The organism is Paenibacillus sp. GYB004 (assembly GCF_036577605.1).
Classification (GTDB): Bacteria; Bacillota; Bacilli; order Paenibacillales; family NBRC-103111; genus Paenibacillus_AB; species Paenibacillus_AB oceani.
This window is the reverse complement of the sequence record NZ_JARBDB010000067.1, coordinates 136842-156685: the sequence shown is the minus strand read 5'-3', so window position 1 is coordinate 156685 and position 19844 is coordinate 136842. Positions and strand designations below refer to the sequence as shown.

15 protein-coding genes are annotated in these 19844 nt (G+C 37.6%); 13 read left to right on the top strand and 2 right to left on the bottom strand.

Features of this window, described 5'->3' with window-relative positions:
* The first annotated feature begins 18 nt into the window (after positions 1-18).
* The 11 genes from PV433_RS30720 (at position 19) to PV433_RS30675 (ending at position 13457) form a co-directional block, all read left to right on the top strand.
* On the top strand, positions 19-1944 hold the full coding sequence (locus PV433_RS30720) for a glycosyltransferase family protein (RefSeq protein WP_332075782.1): 1926 nt from the start codon (positions 19-21) through the stop codon (positions 1942-1944).
* A gap of 68 nt (positions 1945-2012) precedes the next feature.
* Positions 2013-4232: a DUF6311 domain-containing protein gene (locus PV433_RS30715; RefSeq protein WP_332075780.1), complete on the top strand. Its 2220-nt coding sequence runs from the start codon at positions 2013-2015 to the stop codon at positions 4230-4232.
* 21 nt (positions 4233-4253) lie between these two features.
* Positions 4254-4649, top strand: a complete 396-nt coding sequence (locus PV433_RS34260) for a GtrA family protein (protein ID WP_442951591.1) — start codon at positions 4254-4256, stop codon at positions 4647-4649.
* Positions 4642-6192, top strand: coding sequence for a lipopolysaccharide biosynthesis protein RfbH (rfbH, locus tag PV433_RS30710; RefSeq protein ID WP_332075779.1), 1551 nt, complete (start codon positions 4642-4644; stop codon positions 6190-6192). The genes PV433_RS34260 and rfbH overlap by 8 nt, the downstream gene beginning before the upstream one ends.
* Before the next feature lie 16 nt (positions 6193-6208).
* A complete protein-coding gene (gene rfbF / locus PV433_RS30705; RefSeq protein WP_332075778.1) occupies positions 6209-6985 on the top strand; it encodes a glucose-1-phosphate cytidylyltransferase in 777 nt (258 codons plus the stop codon).
* A complete protein-coding gene (gene rfbG, locus PV433_RS30700) occupies positions 6967-8040 on the top strand; it encodes a CDP-glucose 4,6-dehydratase (protein WP_332075777.1) in 1074 nt (357 codons plus the stop codon). The genes rfbF and rfbG overlap by 19 nt, the downstream gene beginning before the upstream one ends.
* Positions 8037-8945, top strand: coding sequence for an NAD-dependent epimerase/dehydratase family protein (locus PV433_RS30695; RefSeq protein ID WP_332075776.1), 909 nt, complete (start codon positions 8037-8039; stop codon positions 8943-8945). The genes rfbG and PV433_RS30695 overlap by 4 nt, the downstream gene beginning before the upstream one ends.
* A gap of 16 nt (positions 8946-8961) precedes the next feature.
* Positions 8962-9936, top strand: a complete 975-nt coding sequence (locus tag PV433_RS30690) for a glycosyltransferase family 2 protein (RefSeq protein WP_332075775.1) — start codon at positions 8962-8964, stop codon at positions 9934-9936.
* A gap of 56 nt (positions 9937-9992) precedes the next feature.
* Positions 9993-11012: a GDP-mannose 4,6-dehydratase gene (gene gmd, locus PV433_RS30685; protein WP_332075807.1), complete on the top strand. Its 1020-nt coding sequence runs from the start codon at positions 9993-9995 to the stop codon at positions 11010-11012.
* Entirely contained in the window at positions 11013-11960 is a 948-nt protein-coding gene (locus PV433_RS30680; protein WP_332075774.1) for a GDP-L-fucose synthase family protein, read from the top strand. It begins immediately after the preceding gene.
* A gap of 126 nt (positions 11961-12086) precedes the next feature.
* Entirely contained in the window at positions 12087-13457 is a 1371-nt protein-coding gene (locus PV433_RS30675; RefSeq protein ID WP_332075773.1) for a sugar phosphate nucleotidyltransferase, read from the top strand.
* A 163-nt stretch (positions 13458-13620) separates the two neighbouring features.
* On the opposite strand, the gene PV433_RS30670 is transcribed toward PV433_RS30675, so the two are convergent.
* Together PV433_RS30670 and PV433_RS30665 are read right to left on the bottom strand one after the other, a co-directional pair.
* Positions 13621-14892 (bottom strand): glycosyltransferase 87 family protein, encoded by a 1272-nt coding sequence (locus PV433_RS30670; RefSeq protein WP_332075772.1) that lies wholly within the window; start codon positions 14890-14892, stop codon positions 13621-13623.
* 184 nt (positions 14893-15076) lie between these two features.
* Positions 15077-16582, bottom strand: a complete 1506-nt coding sequence (locus PV433_RS30665) for a sugar transferase (RefSeq protein ID WP_332075771.1) — start codon at positions 16580-16582, stop codon at positions 15077-15079.
* A 160-nt stretch (positions 16583-16742) separates the two neighbouring features.
* On the opposite strand from PV433_RS30665, the gene PV433_RS30660 reads away from it, so the two are divergent.
* Together PV433_RS30660 and alr are read left to right on the top strand one after the other, a co-directional pair.
* A complete protein-coding gene (locus tag PV433_RS30660; protein WP_332075770.1) occupies positions 16743-17825 on the top strand; it encodes an outer membrane lipoprotein-sorting protein in 1083 nt (360 codons plus the stop codon).
* Between the two features lie 379 nt (positions 17826-18204).
* Positions 18205-19689, top strand: coding sequence for an alanine racemase (gene alr, locus PV433_RS30655; RefSeq protein WP_332075769.1), 1485 nt, complete (start codon positions 18205-18207; stop codon positions 19687-19689).
* Positions 19690-19844: the final 155 nt, after the last annotated feature.

The window sequence follows — 19844 nt, the reverse complement described above, 5'->3', positions numbered from 1 at the left end:
GATGGGGGCTTCAATCGAATGGAAAGTATAAAAAGATTTGCAGTTGTAAGACTTTGGCCTGATCAAGCCACGGCGGAACATGAAAATATTCAAAGAATTAAAAAAGCTGCAGAAAATATTGGATATCAAATGCTTCAAATAGATAGAAATGGCTACTACGTGGACGAACCAACAAAAGAATTATCCTCCGGAGATGTTGATTTAGTAATTCACCTGCATTATGAAACACCTAAAGTATATGACGCACATTCGTATGTCACTCTATGGAATCCACTTAAATTTTATCATGAATGGGGTTATGAAAGGTATACAGGCCATTTACTGAGTCATGATGACTTTATTTCCTGTGGATCTGACTCGGCTGATGATCAGATGAGAAGACTTTTGAAGAAGTATAATAGAAAAGCTTTATCTGATACATTTATTCAGATCAACCATACATTAGCCTCACCTATTCACCAACCTCAATTGGGAAATCCTAAAATTTTTTATTGTGGTATTAACTGGGAGAGGTTAGGCAAGGGGAAGGGGAGACATGATAATTATTTAAAGACATTAGATAAAATGAAGATTTTGCGTATATATGGGCCTGACAAAATTCAAGGAATTAAAGTATGGGAAGGTTATGATTGTTATGTAAAACCGATTCCCTTCGATGGACAATCACTAGTGGATGAAATATCAAAATGTGGCATTTCTCTGGTGTTTTCTTCTGATGCTCATGTACAGTCAGAACTTATGTCGAATCGATTGTTTGAGAGTATTGCAGGTGGAGCTGTCATTATATGTGATGACAATGAGTTTGCATATAAAAATTTCGGCGACAGTTTACTCTACGTCGATTATAGTGAAGAGCCAGAGGAAATTTCAAAGCAAATCATCACACACTACAATTGGATACTTGAAAATAGAGAAGAAGCGCTAAATATGGCGCGTAAAGCTCAAAGTATATTCTTAGAAAAATTTAGTCTAGATAATCAATTGAAAGTACTGTTTGAGGAAAATGCAAAGAGAATTGAACTTAAGAAAGAGAGCGCTTTTGCTAAAACCCTAGATGCAGTAGTGCATGTTGTAATACCTCTATATTCTGATAAGGATTTTAATACTGACAGAGTAATAAAAAATTTAAAAGTCCAGGTTTATACCAATATAGAATTGCATTTAATATTGGACAAAGGATTAGTTGAAACAAATGAAATCAGAGAATTTATATACAGACTCAAGCAAGAAAATATTATATATAATATTCACGAGATAAGTTTGTTTAAAAGGAATAATCGTTTACCTTTGGGTAAAGCTTTAATAATAATTAGAGACCATATACAAAGTGGTTATATTATTTTGATGAACCAAAAAGAAAAATGGTTTCATGAACATATTACTACGTTGGTAAGAGTAATGAAAGATACCGATAATAGCTTGATTTCTATCTCTGATTATGTTATTCAGCATTACAATGCTGAAGGAAATGAATTTAGGGATTATTTCATTTCAGAAAAATCGAATTCATTAAATTTTCCAATTCTAGGAAAGGTATTATTTAGTAGTGAGCTCTTAAATGAAAACAATAATATATATATTAATTACCTGGACAACGCAATATTAATAGCATGCTTAGGTAATCTTGCAGGCAGGGAAAATACAGTATATACACAAAAAATGACATGCATACTGGAAGTCTCAAAGTGGGAGGTTCGAGATAACTGTTATATTGAACCATATCTTCAGAAAGAAGTCTTGAAAGAATCAATGAAGAACAATAGTATCGCTATTGATGAAGAAGATCTCTTTAGTTTTAAACAGGTATTTGATAAGCTTGAACAGATGCAAGAAAATGAAAAAAGAAAAATTAGTATATTCGTTGTAAAAAACTTGCCAGTACCACGCAAGCTGTTAACAATAATGAAATGGTTTTACAGAAGGTTCCTCAAGAAGGACGATTAAGATAATAGATATCACGGATGCATCTCTGCAGGTATTATTATTATTTTTAGTATCAAAGGAGAAATGAAATGGATTTCAGTCTAAGCAAAATGAAGTTGAATAAAAGTATCACTACATTAATAATATTTACTATTTTTCTTACCATTCTTTCAATATTTAGTTTCAAGCTAGTTGGAATGCCAATCATCATTTGTCTTATATTCTCGTTGATTTTGTTTATTTATGAAAAGAATAAGGAAGTAAATTACCCAAGTTGGCTTACTCTATTGTTAGGTGCTTTGCTAGGGAGTATTTTTTTTATATCGATTTTCGGTTGGAAAATTCTCAATCCAACATATGTAGACTGGTTATTTACAAATGTCGATTCAGCACAAACCTATATAGGTTGGCATTTTTTTCAACATGAGAGCTGGCATTTCCCTCCAGGGCAAATTGATAACTTGGGATACCCCATTAAGACTACAATTATGTTTACAAACGCACTCCCTTTATTTGGTATGTTTTTTAAAATTTTTAAAGATTTACTTCCTCATGACTTTCAATATATAGGTATATGGATTCTTACTTGTTATATATTGCAAGGTTCAATAGGTGCACTACTAATAAAAAAAATTACGCCTAAGATTTCTTTGCAACTTATCTCTTCTATTTTTTTCATCGTAAGTCCCGTAATGTTGTTTAGAGGGTACTTTCACCAAACATTGATGGGGCAATGGGTTTTATTATTTGCTATATTATTAATCTTTGAGCGAAAGACTTTTCCTTTTTGGAGATGGCTATTTGTTATAGCTGCTAGTATATATATTATTCCATACTTGCTTTTCTGTGTTGGGCCTTTTATGGTAGCTCATTTATTTATGCTGTATAGAAATAGTGAATCTTCGGTATCATTAAAAAAAGCGGTTGGATATTTAGCAGGTATAATGATTGCAACTCTCTTTTTATTATGGATAGTTGGTTTCTTCTTAATCAGTGACGGCGGTGTAACCGAAGCGTATGGCCTATTTTCAATGAATTTAAATTCATTGATTAATCCCTGGTATTGGTCTAGTGATTTGCTCTTGAATCGACCATGGAGCAGTCCAGGTCAATATGAAGGTTTTGCATATTTAGGTGCAGGTTTGATTCTGCTTTCTCTTATTGGAATTTACATAGTAATTGCAAAAAAGAGAACCTTCAATAAAATAATTCACTGGTACCCTTTCATTATTGTATGTATTGGATTGACTATATTAGCTTTAACAAATACAGTAACTTTTGATGATAAAATATTGCTTCATATTAATATCGGAGAATGGTTGCAACATAAACTTGGTATATTCCGCTCAAGTGGCCGGTTATTTTGGATAGTATATTACGTGATCATCTTTTTAATTTTATATGTGATTATTAAGAAAAATCGCCTATCAATTGCATTCGCATTATTAATAGGAGCTTCATTTATTCAATATTATGATTTGCATAAGAAATTTAATGAGATTAATCAAATATATTCGCAAGATATAGTCTATCAAACGCCATTACAATCTGATTTTTGGGATTATGCTAAAGAAAAATATAATAAACTGCTGTTTGTTCCTTTCTTTGGGGATTATTGGGTTCCTTTCTCCTATTATGCTGCTAGCAATAAAATGGCTATTAGTATTGGTTACTTTTCAAGGGCAGATAACGTTGCACTTGGTGAATATGCAGGAAAAATAATTGATGATGTGAATAATGATCGTCTTGATCCAGATGCAGTATATATAGTAAGCAATGAATTCCTTCCACATATTATGCACATTAATTTTAAAAATGCGACTTTAATGAAAGTTGACGGATTCAATGTACTCTTGCCAAATAAGGATGATACTTCCAAAAAACGGTTTTCAAATGTAGAATCAATAACTCGTGATAAACCTAATAATTTATTTCCTTCGTTCTATATCTGGGATAGAGACAAAAATGCAAATGTTATAAATGGGAAGCAATTATCGAACAATAAAGTAATGAATAACTTTGAAATAAGCACAACTACAATTAATGTAACGAAAGGTCAAAGATATACTATAGAAGTGCAGGTTAGTAGTGAAAATAGTAGCGGAATCGGAGCCTATATTGATATCAATGATATATCAAGTGATGGGACTAAAGTATATAAAGTTGGCAGTGAAGTTGTTGTAAACGGTGTTGCGAAGTTATCATATGTAGTTCCAGATAATGTTAGCAAGATACAAGTGGGATTAATTCTTCCACCTCAAACAAAAGGTAAATATATTTTCAGTAACCCTGTAATATATCAAAACTAATATTGAAAAAGCCGGGATGAAATGATTCAGCAATCCATGAAATTTGTATTGGTTGGTGTAACGAATACTATTATTAGTTATCTTGTTTTTATTGGTTGTAATTTACTTGTAGATAACTATTTAGTATCCCTTTTGATTTCTTATATTATTGGGGTAGTAAACAGCTATTTTTTGAATAAAAACTGGACTTTTCGTACCCCAAAAACAAGAAACTTAAGTACAATTATTAAATTTATTACTGTGTACCTTTGTACTTTTTTGGTTAATTTAATTATATTAATTTTATTGGTTGATTTTCTTTATTTTTCGGCTTCACTATCGCAGGCAATATCATTAATTATTACCACAATGATTAGTTTTATCGGTCATAAATACTGGAGTTTCAAAAATAAAGAGGTGAGTGATGTTCATGATTAAAACAGGCGATTTGGTAAACATTGAAACTAATAACTTTTTGGGTCTTGTTCTAGAAGTAATGGAAGCGCATAGTTTGGTGGTTGTTCTTCAGGAGATCGATTGTTCGACTAACGAGAATGATATTAGACTCCAAATAGAAGATAAAAATTATATCTATAGTGAGTCAAAGAAACAGTTTTTCTCTAATGATGTACTCAAGCACAGAGCCTTACTAGATAAAAAAATGTTTGAAGTAATCATACGTTCCGAAATTCTTAGCAAGGTTGAAGATTTTTACAACTTATTTCATAAGAAAGACCATAGTTCTTCTAAAGGCGTTACAAATTTTGTCCCTTATGGTGGGCGTGTATACGATGAAAAAGAAATGATGTCTCTGGTTGATTCATCGTTGGATTTCTGGTTAACAGGTGGTCGTTATTTTAAACAATTTGAAAAGCAATTCGCTGAATACTTAGGTGTTCGTTATGCTCTTTTAACAAATTCGGGTTCGTCAGCAAACCTTTTAGCATTTTCTTCGCTTACATCTCCTAAATTGGGAGATAGAAGGATAAATCCAGGTGATGAGGTCATCACTGTTGCGGCAGGTTTTCCTACCACGGTTGCGCCAATCATTCAGAATGGAGCAGTACCCGTTTTTATCGATGTAGACTTGGGAACGTACAATATATTAGCTGAACGAATTGAAGATGCAGTAACAGACAAAACAAAAGCGATAATGATAGCACATACGATGGGGAATCCATTTAATATTAAAGAGGTAATGAGGGTGGCAACTAAGTATAACCTTTGGGTAATCGAGGACAATTGTGATGCTCTTGGATCTAAGTACGATGGACAGTTAACTGGTACATTTGCTCATATTGCTACATCTAGCTTTTACCCCCCCCACCACATGACAATGGGTGAGGGTGGAGCGGTATATACTAATGATCCTCAGCTTAAAATGATTATTGAGTCCTTTCGCGATTGGGGACGTGATTGCTGGTGCCCTTCCGGATGCGATGATACGTGCAAAAAGCGTTTTGGGTGGCAGCTCGGATCCCTACCTCAAGGATACGATCATAAATACACTTACTCTCATATTGGCTATAACTTGAGGGTGACAGATATGCAGGCAGCAATTGGTGTGGAACAAATAAAAAAGGTTCCATTATTTACGGAGCTAAGAAAACGGAATTTTAATCAATTATTAAAAGGACTGGAAGACCTAAGCGATGTATTCATATTGCCATACGCAACCCCAAACTCAGATCCAAGTTGGTTTGGTTTCATATTGACGTTAAGAGACAGTGTGAGATTTACAAAAAATGAAATTGTCTCTCATCTTGAATCTAAGAAAATTCAAACAAGGATGCTTTTTGCTGGTAATCTTACGAGACAACCTGCTTTCAAAGATGTTAATTTCAGAATTCATGGTACCTTAACTAATACTGATAAAATACTTCACGATACTTTTTTAGTCGGCGTATATCCTGGGCTATCTGAAACGGATATTGAATTTGTGATTAGCGAAATAAGGGAGTTTGTAAAAAACAACAACTAATAGAAGAGGTGTTAACATGAAAGTAGTAATTTTAGCCGGTGGATTTGGTACCAGAATTAGTGAAGAATCGCATCTTAAACCCAAACCTATGATTGAAATAGGTGGTAGGCCGCTATTATGGCATATTATGAAGATTTATTCTTCTTTTGGATATAATGATTTCATCGTTTGCTTAGGATATAAAGGATATTATATCAAAGAATATTTTGAACACTATTTCTTACATGAGTCGGATATTACGTTCGATTTTACAAATAATAACCGCAGGGTTATTCATAACCATAAGGCTGAACCGTGGAAAGTAACACTAGTAAATACTGGACTTGAAACGATGACCGGCGGAAGAGTAAAGAGAATTAAAGATTTTATTGGAAATCAGCCTTTTATGCTTACCTATGGTGATGGAGTTGCTGATGTTGATATAAATAGGTTGGTAGATTTCCATCTTTCAAATGGGAAAATTGCTACTGTTACCTCTGTCCAACCACAAGGACGATTTGGGTCCTTGGAAATAAATGAAAGTCATGAAGTTAATGGATTTCAAGAAAAACCGAAAGGTGATGGATCATGGATCAATGCTGGATTTTTCGTAATGCAACCTGAGGTTTTTGATTTTATTGAAGGTGATGAAACAATATTAGAGCAAGAGCCGTTAAAAAAATTGGCTGAAAGCAATAATTTAATGGCATATAGACATGACGGATTTTGGCAACCAATGGATACGTTACGTGAGAAAAACTACTTGGAAAATCTCTGGCAGAAAGGAACTTCGCCATGGAAAGTTTGGGAGTGAATTTCTGGAGTGGGAAAAGGGTTTTTTTAACAGGTCATACTGGATTCAAGGGGGCGTGGTTAAGTCTCTGGTTGCAAAAAAAGGGGGCTATTGTTACAGGATACTCTTTACAACCACCAACCAATCCCTCAATCTTTGATATCTGTAAAATTGATGAAATTATATTTAATTCTATAATCGGGGACATTAGGGATTCTTCGTTTTTGATGGAGTGTGTTAAAAATGCCAATCCAGATATTGTAATTCATATGGCGGCACAGCCTCTTGTACGTAAATCATACATTGAACCTGTTGAAACATATGAAACGAATGTTATGGGTACGGTTAATATCCTCGAAGCTGTAAAAGCAACAAAATCAGTTAAGGTTTTCTTGAATGTGACAACAGATAAATGTTACGAGAATAAAGAATGGGTATGGGGTTATAGAGAAAATGAAACATTAGGTGGATACGATCCATATTCAAATAGTAAAGCTTGCTCAGAAATGGTGACATCCGCATACAGGAATTCTTTTTTTACAAGCGGTGAACATGTGGTCGCCGTTGCATCGGCTAGAGCAGGTAATGTTATCGGCGGTGGCGATTGGGCAAAGGATAGATTGGTTCCTGACATCATACGGTCGTTATTAAAGAATAAACTTATTGAGATTCGAAATCCCCGAGCAATAAGGCCATGGCAATATGTCTTAGAGCCATTAAGCGGATATATGTTGTTGTGTCAAAAGCTCTATGAACATGGACCTGATTTTGCTAGCTCATGGAATTTTGGCCCAGAGGAAACTGATGTAAAAACAGTTGAATGGATAGCAGAACGATTAGTTGATAAGTGGGGCGATCATCGTATTAAAGTGGCCACGTACCAAGACAATCATTATCATGAGGCTACATTGTTGAAGTTAGATTGCTCAAAAGCCAAGTCTAAACTTCAGTGGGCACCGCGCTGGAATATCGATAAGGCGCTAGAACAAATAGTAGAATGGGTAAGAGTTTATGCAGATCAAGGAGATATATTAGATATATGCTACCGACAAATATCGGAGTATGAAAATCAATGAAAGTTTTATTAACTGGTGCTACTGGTTTTTTAGGAAGTCATATTCTAAAACATTTGATTGAACACAAGCATAATGTTACTATCTTAAAACGAAGTTTCTCAGATACAAACAGGATATATAATTATTTAAATTCAATTGATTGTTATAATTTAGATGAAGTTGAATTAGAGGAAATATTCAATAATGTACATTATGATGCTATTATTCATACCGCAACAGATTATGGTAGACAAAGTAGTATTAGTGATACAGTACATGCGAATGTTGTGTTTCCGCTGCGTTTACTAGAATTATTTGAAAGAAACTCTGGGAAAGTCTTTATCAATACAGATAGTTTCTTTAATAGGCCGGGTATAATCGAAGAGTATACTTACCTTAGTTCTTACACATCATCAAAAAGATATTTTTTAGAAATGGCGACAAGTTTCATTTTACAGAAACAAACTGTAAAGCTATTTAATATGCGTCTAGAACATATATACGGTCCATATGACAGTGAAACTAAGTTTGTTGATAATATTCTGCAGTCTCTTATTAATGGAACCCCTTTTATCGATATGACGCTAGGTGAGCAGAGGCGAGATTTTGTGTATGTTAGCGATGTGGTTGAAGCATTTTCAATTGTGTTATGCAATTTTGACAAAGCAACGGATCTCATCTCAAATCATCAAGTAGGTCAAGGGAAAAATTACTCAATAAAGCAATTTGTTTTAATGGCAAAAGAAATAACAAATTCTAAAAGTGATTTAATATTTGGAGCAATTCCATATAGAGAAAATGAGATAATGAGTTCTATAGCGGATGTTAAATCGTTAAGTAAGTTAGGATGGAAAAGTCAAGTTGATTTGTATGAAGGTATTCATTTAATCGTCCAACATATGATTAACAAACGTATAAAGGTATGAAAGAGTGGTGATGTTGGTGCCTGCCAAAAAAATAATTTCATTTGTTGTACCAGTATTTAATGAAGAGGAAAACGTTCTACCGCTCTATAATGCAGTAGTTGGTCAGATGAAAACTTTACCGGAGTATGATTATGAGATTATATTTACTGATAATCATAGTACAGACAAAACATTCAATATAATAGAAAAACTAGCTATGGAAAATAACAAAATAAAAGCTATACGTTTTTCTAAAAATTTCGGATATCAAAAGTCAATTTATACCGGATACTATCACGCTAGCGGTGATTGTGCGATTCAGTTAGACTGTGATCTGCAAGATCCAATATTTATGATAAATACTTTTGTGGAATATTGGGAAAACGGATACGAGGTCGTATATGGTGTAAGAAGATCAAGGAAAGAAGCATGGTGGATTAATAGCTTAAGAAAGATATTTTATTGGCTAATTAATAAACTGAGCGAAGAGTATCTACCTAGAGATGCTGGAGACTTTAGATTAGTTGATAGAAAAATTTTAATTGCTCTAAAAGAAATGAATGATGAGCAACCTTATTTAAGGGGGAGTATATCCGCTTTAGGTTTTAAGCAAGTCGGTGTGCCCTATGACAGAAATGAACGATTAAGGGGCGAGAGTAAATTTTCTTTTAAACAACTTTTGCAACTTTCAATTGATGGTATATTAAATCATTCAGTAGTACCCTTACGCTTAGCATCTTATACAGGAATAATTATAAGTGCTTTTACTTTTCTTGGTTTTTTTGTCTACCTTGTAGGTAAATTATTAGGTGCACAATGGCCTGCTGGTTTTGCAACAACAACTATTCTTATACTTTTGTCATTAAGTTTGAATGGTTTATTTTTGGGAATTATTGGAGAGTACTTAGGCAGGATATATCGCCAAGTAAAAAGAGGACCTTTTACTATTATTGAAAAGCAAGTAAATTATGATGCGAAAATTATGGGTGTTGAAAATAGGAAAATTATTTGAGGCGAACAAATTATCAATGCATTTTATAATTTCATTGTTAGAGGTGAATAATAATGATAAAAAAAGCACTTATTACAGGAATTACGGGTCAGGATGGAGCATACCTTGCAGAGTTCTTATTAGAAAAAGGTTACGATGTTCATGGCTTGGTTCGGCGTAGTTCTTTTTCCAATACTCAAAGAATAGATCATCTAGTAGATAAGTTGTATCTACACTACGGTGATTTGACTGATTCTACTAATCTTATTCGCATTATTGGAGAAGTGCAACCAGATGAATTATATAATCTTGCCGCACAAAGCCACGTGCAAGTTTCCTTTGATTCACCAGAATATACTGCAAATGCTGATGGACTAGGCACTTTGCGATTGCTTGAAGCAATAAAAATGCATAACCTTACCGGAAAAACAAGGTTTTATCAAGCATCAACAAGTGAACTATACGGTAAAGTCCAAGAAATTCCTCAAAGAGAAGAAACACCTTTTTATCCGCGCAGTCCTTATGCAGTTGCAAAATTGTATGCATATTGGATTACAGTCAATTATAGAGAAGCTTATAATATTTATGCTTGTAATGGAATATTGTTTAATCACGAATCTCCAATGCGGGGAGAGACCTTTGTCACTAGGAAAATAACTCGCGCTATCGCGGCTATCGTTAGTGGTAAACAAGAAGTACTGCACCTTGGTAATTTGGATTCTAAAAGAGACTGGGGCTATGCCAAAGATTACGTTGAAGCAATGTGGCTAATGCTTCAGCAGCAATCACCGAAGGATTATGTAATCTCAACTGGAGAAACTTTTACTGTACGCCAGTTTGTTGAGTCGGCATTTAAAGTCGTGGGAATAGAGGTTGAGTGGCGAGGAGTAGGTGTAAACGAAAAAGGGATCAACAAGGAAAATGGAAAAGTACTTGTTGAAATAGATCAAAAATATTTTAGACCTACTGAAGTCGACTTACTTATAGGGGACTCTTCTAAGGCGAGGGCAGAACTTGGATGGGAATCGAAGACTGATTTCAAAGAACTCGTGGAATTAATGGTACGAGCTGATTTAAGATCAGAGGGGATTAAATAAATGATAAATGTTTCTAAGTTAGAAGATCAAAATATCTTGGTTACCGGTGGTTCAGGGTTTTTAGGACATCATATTGTTAAGTGTCTAGAACAGGAAAACCCGCGAAGAATTATTTCATTCTCTAGCAAACAGTATGATCTAACAAATGAAGAAGCAGTAAAATCTTTATTCACTGATAACGATATAGACGTAGTCATCCATGCTGCAGCAGATGTAGGGGGAATAGGCTATAATAGTACGCACCCGGGGCAGCAGTTTTATAAGAATATAATGATGAATACTTTAGTTCAGCATTATGCTAAACTAAAAAACGTTAAAAAATTCGTTGGTATTGGGAGTGTTTGCGAATATCCTGCAGAAGCCCCAGTACCTTTTAAAGAAGATGATATCTGGAATGGATACCCAATAGAAGATAATGACGCCTATGCTTTGAGTAAAAGGATGCTATTAGCTCAGTCTATTGTATATCGTAAAGAGTATGGATTTAACGCAGTACATTTGCTCCCAATTAATCTGTATGGTCCCAGAGACAACTTCGATTTAGCTTCTGCGCATGTAATACCAGCTCTAGTAAGGAAAATCCATACAGCACTCGTCCATGATATATCGGAAGTTGAAGTCTGGGGTACCGGAGAAGAAACGAGGGAATTTTTGTTTGTGGAAGATGCTGCAAGAGCGATAGTATCGGCTACTAAGTATTACAATTCTTCTCAACCAATAAATATTGGTACAGGAGAAGAAGTGAAAATAAAAACTGTTGCTGATGAAATTAAAAACATTCTTGGTTATAGGGGCAAGTTTGTTTACAATACAGATAAGCCGGGAGGGCATAAAAGAAGACAATTAGATGTATCTAGGGCCAATGAAGCTTTTGGTTTTGAGGCAAAGATCACACTCAGAGAAGGTTTGAAGAGGACTATTGATTACTGGGTTACTACTAATGAATGAATGATTAATTAATTTTCTTTACCCTATAATTAATTAGAGCTAATATAACGATGTAGTGATAGAGCGTACAGATGTCCCTATCATTGCATCGTTATATTTCGATTTAACATGAAAGGAAAATCAAATATGAATGTAGTTCTACTTTCCGGGGGCTCAGGCCAGCGTTTATGGCCACTTTCTAATGATGCACGCTCAAAACAATTTCTAAAGGTTTTAGAAGGCAACAAAGGTCAAGATGAATCAATGGTACAACGTGTATGGAATCAACTTACTACAGTAGGTTTGAATAGTTCAACATTAATAGCTACAAGCAAGTCACAAGTAGATATGATTCAAAATCAGTTGGACTCGACTGTTCCCATAATTGTGGAACCAGAAAGAAGAGACACATTTCCTGCGATAGCACTCGCAGCTTCATACCTTTATTCAAAAAAAAATGTAAGTTTAAATGAAGTAGTAGCTATTTTACCGGTTGACCCGTTTGTAGAAGAATATTTTTTTGAAAAAGTGAAGCTTTTAGAAGACATGTTAATAGCTACAGATTCAGAACTTGCCCTTGTTGGAGTGAAGCCAACTTATCCTTCAACAAAATATGGTTACATTATTCCAAAAGGAACTAATTCCTCTTATTATAGCGCATTAAATGTCAGTCATTTTAAGGAAAAGCCCAACGTAGAAGAGGCAAAAAATTTAATTAACCAGAATGCGCTATGGAACTGTGGAGTTTTTGCATTTAAATTAGAATATATTTTGAATATACTAGTACGAAATTCATTTCCGGTTCACTACGATGAACTGTCTAAAAGATACAGTGAACTACCTAAAATTAGTTTTGATTTCGAAGTAGTTGAAAAAGCTAGTAATATAGTAGTTCTTCCATATGAAGGATACTGGAGAGACCTTGGTACTTGGAATACATTAACAGAGGAAATGGCGAGCAATAAGATTGGAAAAGGAATTATTAGTGTTGACTCGATAAACACTCATTTGGTGAACGAACTTGATATCCCTATTGTGATACTTGGTGTTTCAAATGTTGTTGTAGCCGCAAGTCCAGATGGAATTCTTGTCACAGAAAAAAGCGCGAGTCCGAGAGTTAAAGAAATAATAAACTTTGAGCAGAGACCCATGTTTGAAGAAAGAAGATGGGGGTGGTACAAGGTTCTGGACTGTTCGAAGATTGGTTTGCAAAATGAGGTTTTAGTAAAAAGAGTTTGCATTAAAGCAGGGAATAGTCTTGATTACGAGTATCACCATAAGAAAAGTGAAGTATGGACTATAATTAGTGGTAACGGGTATGTTGTTATTGATGATACCATGAAAGAAGCAAAACCTGGTGATGTATTTTCAATACCAATAGAGGGCAAACATGCGATAAAAGCTATCACTGATATGGAGTATATAGAAGTACAAACTGGTAGTGAGATATTTGAAGAAGATTGCGTATGTATATGTAACAATTGGGTAGAGATTGAGAAGTTGTGTTCGTTAGTTTAAATATCCTGCATTTTATTCTACGAAGCACTTACAATTACAAGATAGTGAGAAAGACAAAAAGAAGACTCCGCGAACAAATCAGGAGCCTTCTTTTTGTATCGAATTAGTTATTCCGAAAACAAAGCAAGTTCTTAGCGGCATCCAAGGTATTGGGGATATTCTGTTATTCTGTTTTTACGCTTGTTAACTGTTGTTTACAACAGTTAACAAGCGTAAAAACAACATGATAAACAAGATATATAGATAATGCCAGAAAAAGAATTGATACAATTTGAACTAGTATGATGCGCGTATTAGACACAGACTCCGAAACACCATGCAAATAATTGATTATGTTAAACGCAGATACAAAATTAACGTACGCTGGAATCCAAATGTCTTTCAATCTTCTGCTCGAAATGACATATATGATGCTGAGTACATCAGCTAAGATCATATACCTATCGTGAACACCAGGAAGGAAGTTACACAATAAAACAATAAACATTGTAGCTGCCAATAAAAAATTATTTCCTGAAATGTCAACTTTCTTATAGTGCATTACTAAAGCAATAATACCGATTACAAAAATACAGAACCACATTCCTATACTGCTGAATAATTCATTGGTCACCCACTTTGACCAAACCGGATCTGGCGTAAACAATGCATATATATTGGAAAAATTAGTTACAACCATCGATGTTATGTCGTCATTACGGTATCCGAGATAAGGCGCGAACACATCCTTGATGCTTTTTCCCATCACAATAGCCGGTAAACACATGGCAATGAATCCAATTAAAATATTGAAAAAGTGAAGAATGGAGATTTTATTATTCCTTATGTAGAGCAAAAGCAACATTGGAAATATCAGAATTGTAGTTTGTTTTATTGATAAAGCTACGCCAATCATAAGAAATGACAGTCCGTATTTTTCTTTGGTTATGAAATAAATTGCAATGAGCAATATACCGACCCATATGGAATCTACTTGCCCCCATATGGTCGTATTAAGTAGCAGGCTCGGTAATAGAAGAACAACTGCATATGCCACGCTTGCATACTGCTTTTTCTGTGCTGAGTTCTTATTTATATTTTTTGTTATATGGTAGGCCGCAATAGCAGCAATGAAATAAAAAACAATAATAAGTAGCTTGAAATTCATCATTGGAGCGAAAGGTAGATAGGTCATACAAGCCAGTAATAAATTGAATCCTGACGGATAATCTCCAATTTTGATACCCAGAGCAAGCAGACCACCATTTTCTTTTAGTTCCTGATACCATAGGGAGTAATGAAATATCCAATCTCCTGATACAAACATATTCTTAATCCCTGCTAGTTGAATCAAAAATCCTATAATTGACGAAAATAATATTACTAAAATATTCCATTTCCTTTCTAAAAGAGTTGTAATAAACAATCGTTCCAAGTCTTTGAATTTTCTAATCATTTTTATCTCCTCAATAACTATTAATTAAATTAATTGACAAATTAAACTGTAATAAGACGGGATTCTGTATTCAAATAATATTGTCCTCTACCTGGCTCACCTGGCCAGGTAGAGGACGACCGTCTAGATGATTGGTTTGGTAATAGGTAGTTTTTCAAAGCCTTTAGAAAGACGAAAGACGGTTTCAGTAAGCTCCTTCACCCTTTAAAACAACAGGTATCGTTTTTAGTAGAATTTTTAACTCCATAGACAAGCTCCACCGTTCAATATAATAAATATCCAGCTTAACCCATTCCTCAAAAGGCAAATCACTTCTTCCACTAACTTGCCAAAGCCCAGTAATACCGGGTCGTACATCGAATCGACGCCACTGGTAATCCGAATACTGTTCGACCTCATTTGGTAATGGTGGGCGCGGCCCAATTAAGCTCATTTGCCCGAATAGAACATTAAACAACTGCGGCAATTCATCAAGAGAATACTTCCGAATAAACCGGCCGACGCGAGTTATACGCGGGTCGTTTTTAATTTTAAATACAGGACCATCGGCTTCGTTTTTGGTTTGCAACGAAGCTTTTAATGCTTCTGCATTGGCTACCATTGATCGGAATTTCAGCATATGAAAAGGTGCGCCATTTTTCCCGATTCGCTTTTGCTTTATAATAATTGGTCCTTTTGAATCTAACTTGATACAAACTGCTATAAAGACTAGGAGAGGAGCTATTAGGATAACTCCAAGTGCAGACAATATAAAATCCGCGCTCCGCTTCATAAACCAGTTAATTCCCCGCAAAGGAGTTCGAACTATTTCAATACACGGGTAATCAAATGCATGATCGAAAGAAACGCTAGATGTTACGAGCTCGAACAGTTCCGGAATAATTTTGATTTGTACGTCGTACTTTCTGACACTTGCGATCAATGAATTAATAACTCCGCGTTCAGAAGGAATGGTGATATATATTTCATGTATTTTGTGTTTCTGAACAAGTTTTTCGATTTGTGGAATAGTTCCAAGAACTTCTTTTCCAGTCTTATAATCATCAAGAAATCCGATAAAGCGGCTGCTGCTTGTTTTGTTGGCATTCAGGTTGTCTCGTATTTGTTCACCTATTCGTCCGGCGCCGATAATTAGGACGTTTTTATTGTAATGTCTAGTTTTTCTAAGGGCGACAAGCACTCCGTAACGCATTAGTCTAGACAATACGAAGCAACAAACCATTAGAATAGCTAATACGAGAATAAGTACACGTGAGTATACGATACTAGTTTTTAGAAAAAATATGATACCCAGCGCGATTAGAAAGGAAATGGCTATTGCTTTACTTGCTGTGAATGAATCATCAATTATTTTAATATCTCGACTCCATTTGAACATTCCTCGTTGGTAAAGGGTCCCTGTATAGATGGTAAAGATAATACCAAGTAAGAGAGCGTACTCTGCAGTTACCGGTATTTGCTGCAAGCTGTCGATCAGGTTTCTCCAATCGATGGCTCCATAATCTGTGGCGACTTTGTAGTGGAAGAGTAACAAGAAGCTCAGAATATACAGGAGATACTCGACAGCGATGAGGCCAATATTCAATATCATTTCTATGCGCAAAGTCTTTTTCTTGTAGGCAACTATATCTTCTGCAATCAATAAATGGCCCGGTTTTAAGTTTTTATTCATTTGAGCCTGAAAACTCATGGACTACGCTCCTGACATATCTTAGTTCATTGATATTAATTATAGCATAGATGAAGCAATCAATTCCTTAATTAAATGGTGGGTCATCCCCCAGCATATTTGTCCCACACCCCACATAAACATGTACAAGTAATCATTAATCGTGTGAGGGGTGGATGGAATGCGTCGGGTCACATGGGTACTGGCCATCGTGATGTGCGTTGCATTGATTGCAGCCGGATGTGGGACGAAGAATGCGGAACAAGTTGTTAAGGATTTGGATCATGTGATCGGGAAGCTGAACAGCTATCAGGGCGCAGGGAAGATGACGCTTCAGACGGGACAACAGGCGCAACAATATGATGTGGAGGTCTGGTACCAGAATCCGCATTATTACCGGATCGCACTGACGAATGAGGCGAAAGATGTCACGCAAATTGTTCTGCGTAACGATGAGGGCGTCTTTGTGCTGACGCCGCATTTGAATAAGATGTTCCGTTTCCAGAGCGACTGGCCGGAAAATTCCGGACAAGTGTATCTGTATCAGTCGCTTGTTCAAAGCATTGTAATGGATAATGAGCGGCATTTCACTGAGGAGAAAGATGCGTATGTGTTCGATGTCGTAGCTAACTACCAGAACGGTCTGTTGGCCAGGCAGAAGATTTGGCTCAGCAAAAAGGATTACGCTCCGCGGCAAGTGCAGGTATCCGATGAGAACAATAATGTAATGGTGAAAGTTAGCTTCGATCAGTTTGAGTTTGGCAAAAAGTTCGAGAAGGATTCCTTTGATATGCAGCGGAATATGACAAGCTGGAATATTCAATCGTTGCCTACCTCGGGTACGGTCGGGGATACAGCTAAGCAAGGGGCCGCAGGAACAACTGTGCAGAAGACAGGCACGATGGATAAAGCAGGGGCGCTCACTTTTGGAATTCTCGAGCCGGACTATATTCCACAAGGGGTTAAGCTTCAGGATTTGAAGGAAGTGAAGCTCGGCGAAGACAAGGCGATCTTGCTCCGTTATTCGGGCACATACAACTATACGTTAACCGAATCGATGCCTCAGACGAAAACGGTCACTTCTCTGACTGGAGATATTCTTGACTTGGGTTACACTCTTGGTATCGTGACTGGTGAGGCTAAAGGTTTGCGCACGCTGACTTGGACTTACGACGGGGTTGAATTCCGATTGTCGACTGGAGATCTTCCTGAGACTGAAATGATCCGGGTCGCTCAATCGGTTCAGGGGCAAGTTGGGAAATGATGACTGGCCGGTGCAGGCTAAACAAGCTTGCAGTCAAGGGCGGTGTTTTTCGCCAGATAAGTTAGCTGATTCTGTTATTTCCGAATATACTGGAGAGCCAGGTTTAGAATCTTGACATATAGAGGTTGAGCCGGCTACCATCTTAAAAGTTAATAACAACAAGAGCATACTATTGTTTTCATCCATTTACCAAAAATGCCCGGTTCTCTCTCCCCAATCAAAGAGAAACCGGGTATTCCCTTTTATTACCGCCCCCAGATCACGAACATGTGACTCTTTGTTCATTGACAGCCCGGGGGGATGGCATTACCATAGGTTTATGTGTTTTTTGGCGGGCTCCGGTGGTGGGAGCTTGATGACTAGAAGAAGGTGAACAGGTTTGGAGACGTTTTATCGGCCGACGTGGGTGGAGGTTTCGCTGGATGCGCTGCGGCATAACATACGGGCATTTCGGCAGGCGCTGCCGGCGGAGATGAAGGTGATGGCGGTCGTCAAAGCGGACGGATACGGACACGGCGCGGTAAAAGTGGCGCAAGAAGCGATGGAGTGCGGCGTCAGCTATATCGGGGTCGCCTTCTTGGACGAAGCGCTGGAGCTTCGGCGTGAGGGAGTAAAGGCGCCGATCCTGGTGCTTGGGTACACGCAGCCGGAAGGCATTCCGCTTGCGATCGAGCATGATATTACGTTAACGGTGTTTCAGGACGAATTGTGGGCGGCTTTGGAAGAGCGGCTTCAAGCAGCTTCAGGGCCAACGGCGGAAGCGGGAATATCTTCGCTGGGAAAAGGGCCGGAGGATTCTGCGCATGCTGCGATAGAAGCGAGTGTTCAGCAGGGCAGCCCATCTTCAATGCGTGGTCCCCAGTCACGCGCAGGCTGTCATCCCACAAATGTGATCACTACGGATGCAACCACGGGGAGGGTCTCTAAGCCGGAAACTGCTGCAGTTTCCGAAAGCATGAGTACTGATGCGTTTACCAGCACATCAGAGAGCATTCACGCTAACGATATTGATACCAATATGACCGCTACAGCTGCAACAACTGCTGCACTTGCAACACTTCGCAAACTGAAAGTCCACATCAAAATCGATACCGGCATGGGCCGTCTGGGGCTTCAGCCGAATGACGAAGCCATTTCCTATATAACGCGCGCGGTTGAACACCCACTATTGGATGTGGAAGGCGTGTATACGCACTTCGCCTGCGCCGACGAGGCGGATAAAGCGTATACGTTGGAGCAGCACCGGAAGTTTGATCGGATTATCCGGCATTTGGAGGAGCGCGGAGTTGCGTTCCGTTACGTTCATACCGGGAACAGCGCAGCAGGAATCGATTGTCCGGAGCTGTCGTACACGATGGTTCGGCTAGGAATTGGGATGTATGGTCTATACCCGTCTGAAGAGGTGAATAAAGAGCGCGTGCAGCTCGAGCCGGTGATGAGTATCAAGACGAGGGCTGTTCACGTCAAGACGCTTCCTGCGGGCTCTGGCATCAGCTACGGCACGACGTACCACACTTCCGGGGAGGAATGTATCGCGACGCTGCCGATCGGTTACGCGGACGGCTACAGCCGGATGTTGTCCGGGAAAGCGCAGGCGATCGTGCGCGGGCGGAAGGTGCCGATTGTTGGACGGATCTGCATGGATCAGTGTATGGCGAACGTCAGCGGACTTGGCGACTTGTCCAAAGCGGAAGAAGTGGTGCTGATGGGGCGCCAGCAGGACGAAGCGATTACCGCCGAGGATCTTGCCGCTTTGCTCGGCACGGTTAACTACGAGATTACGTGCATGGTTTCTCATCGGGTGCCTCGGGTGTATATTCGGGACGGCCGGAGGGAAGACGTTTTAAACCCTTTGATCCGTTAGTTTTGGATTTCGTAAAGTGATTCCCTCCACGTTTGGAGTGAGGATCGTTGACCTCTTTCTCATCCTGTTACATGGGAGCACCCTTTTCGTGGTGAGGGAGTTCGTCCCGCTTCATTTTCTACATCTTATTATCCGAATGACAAGGCAGTCAGAAT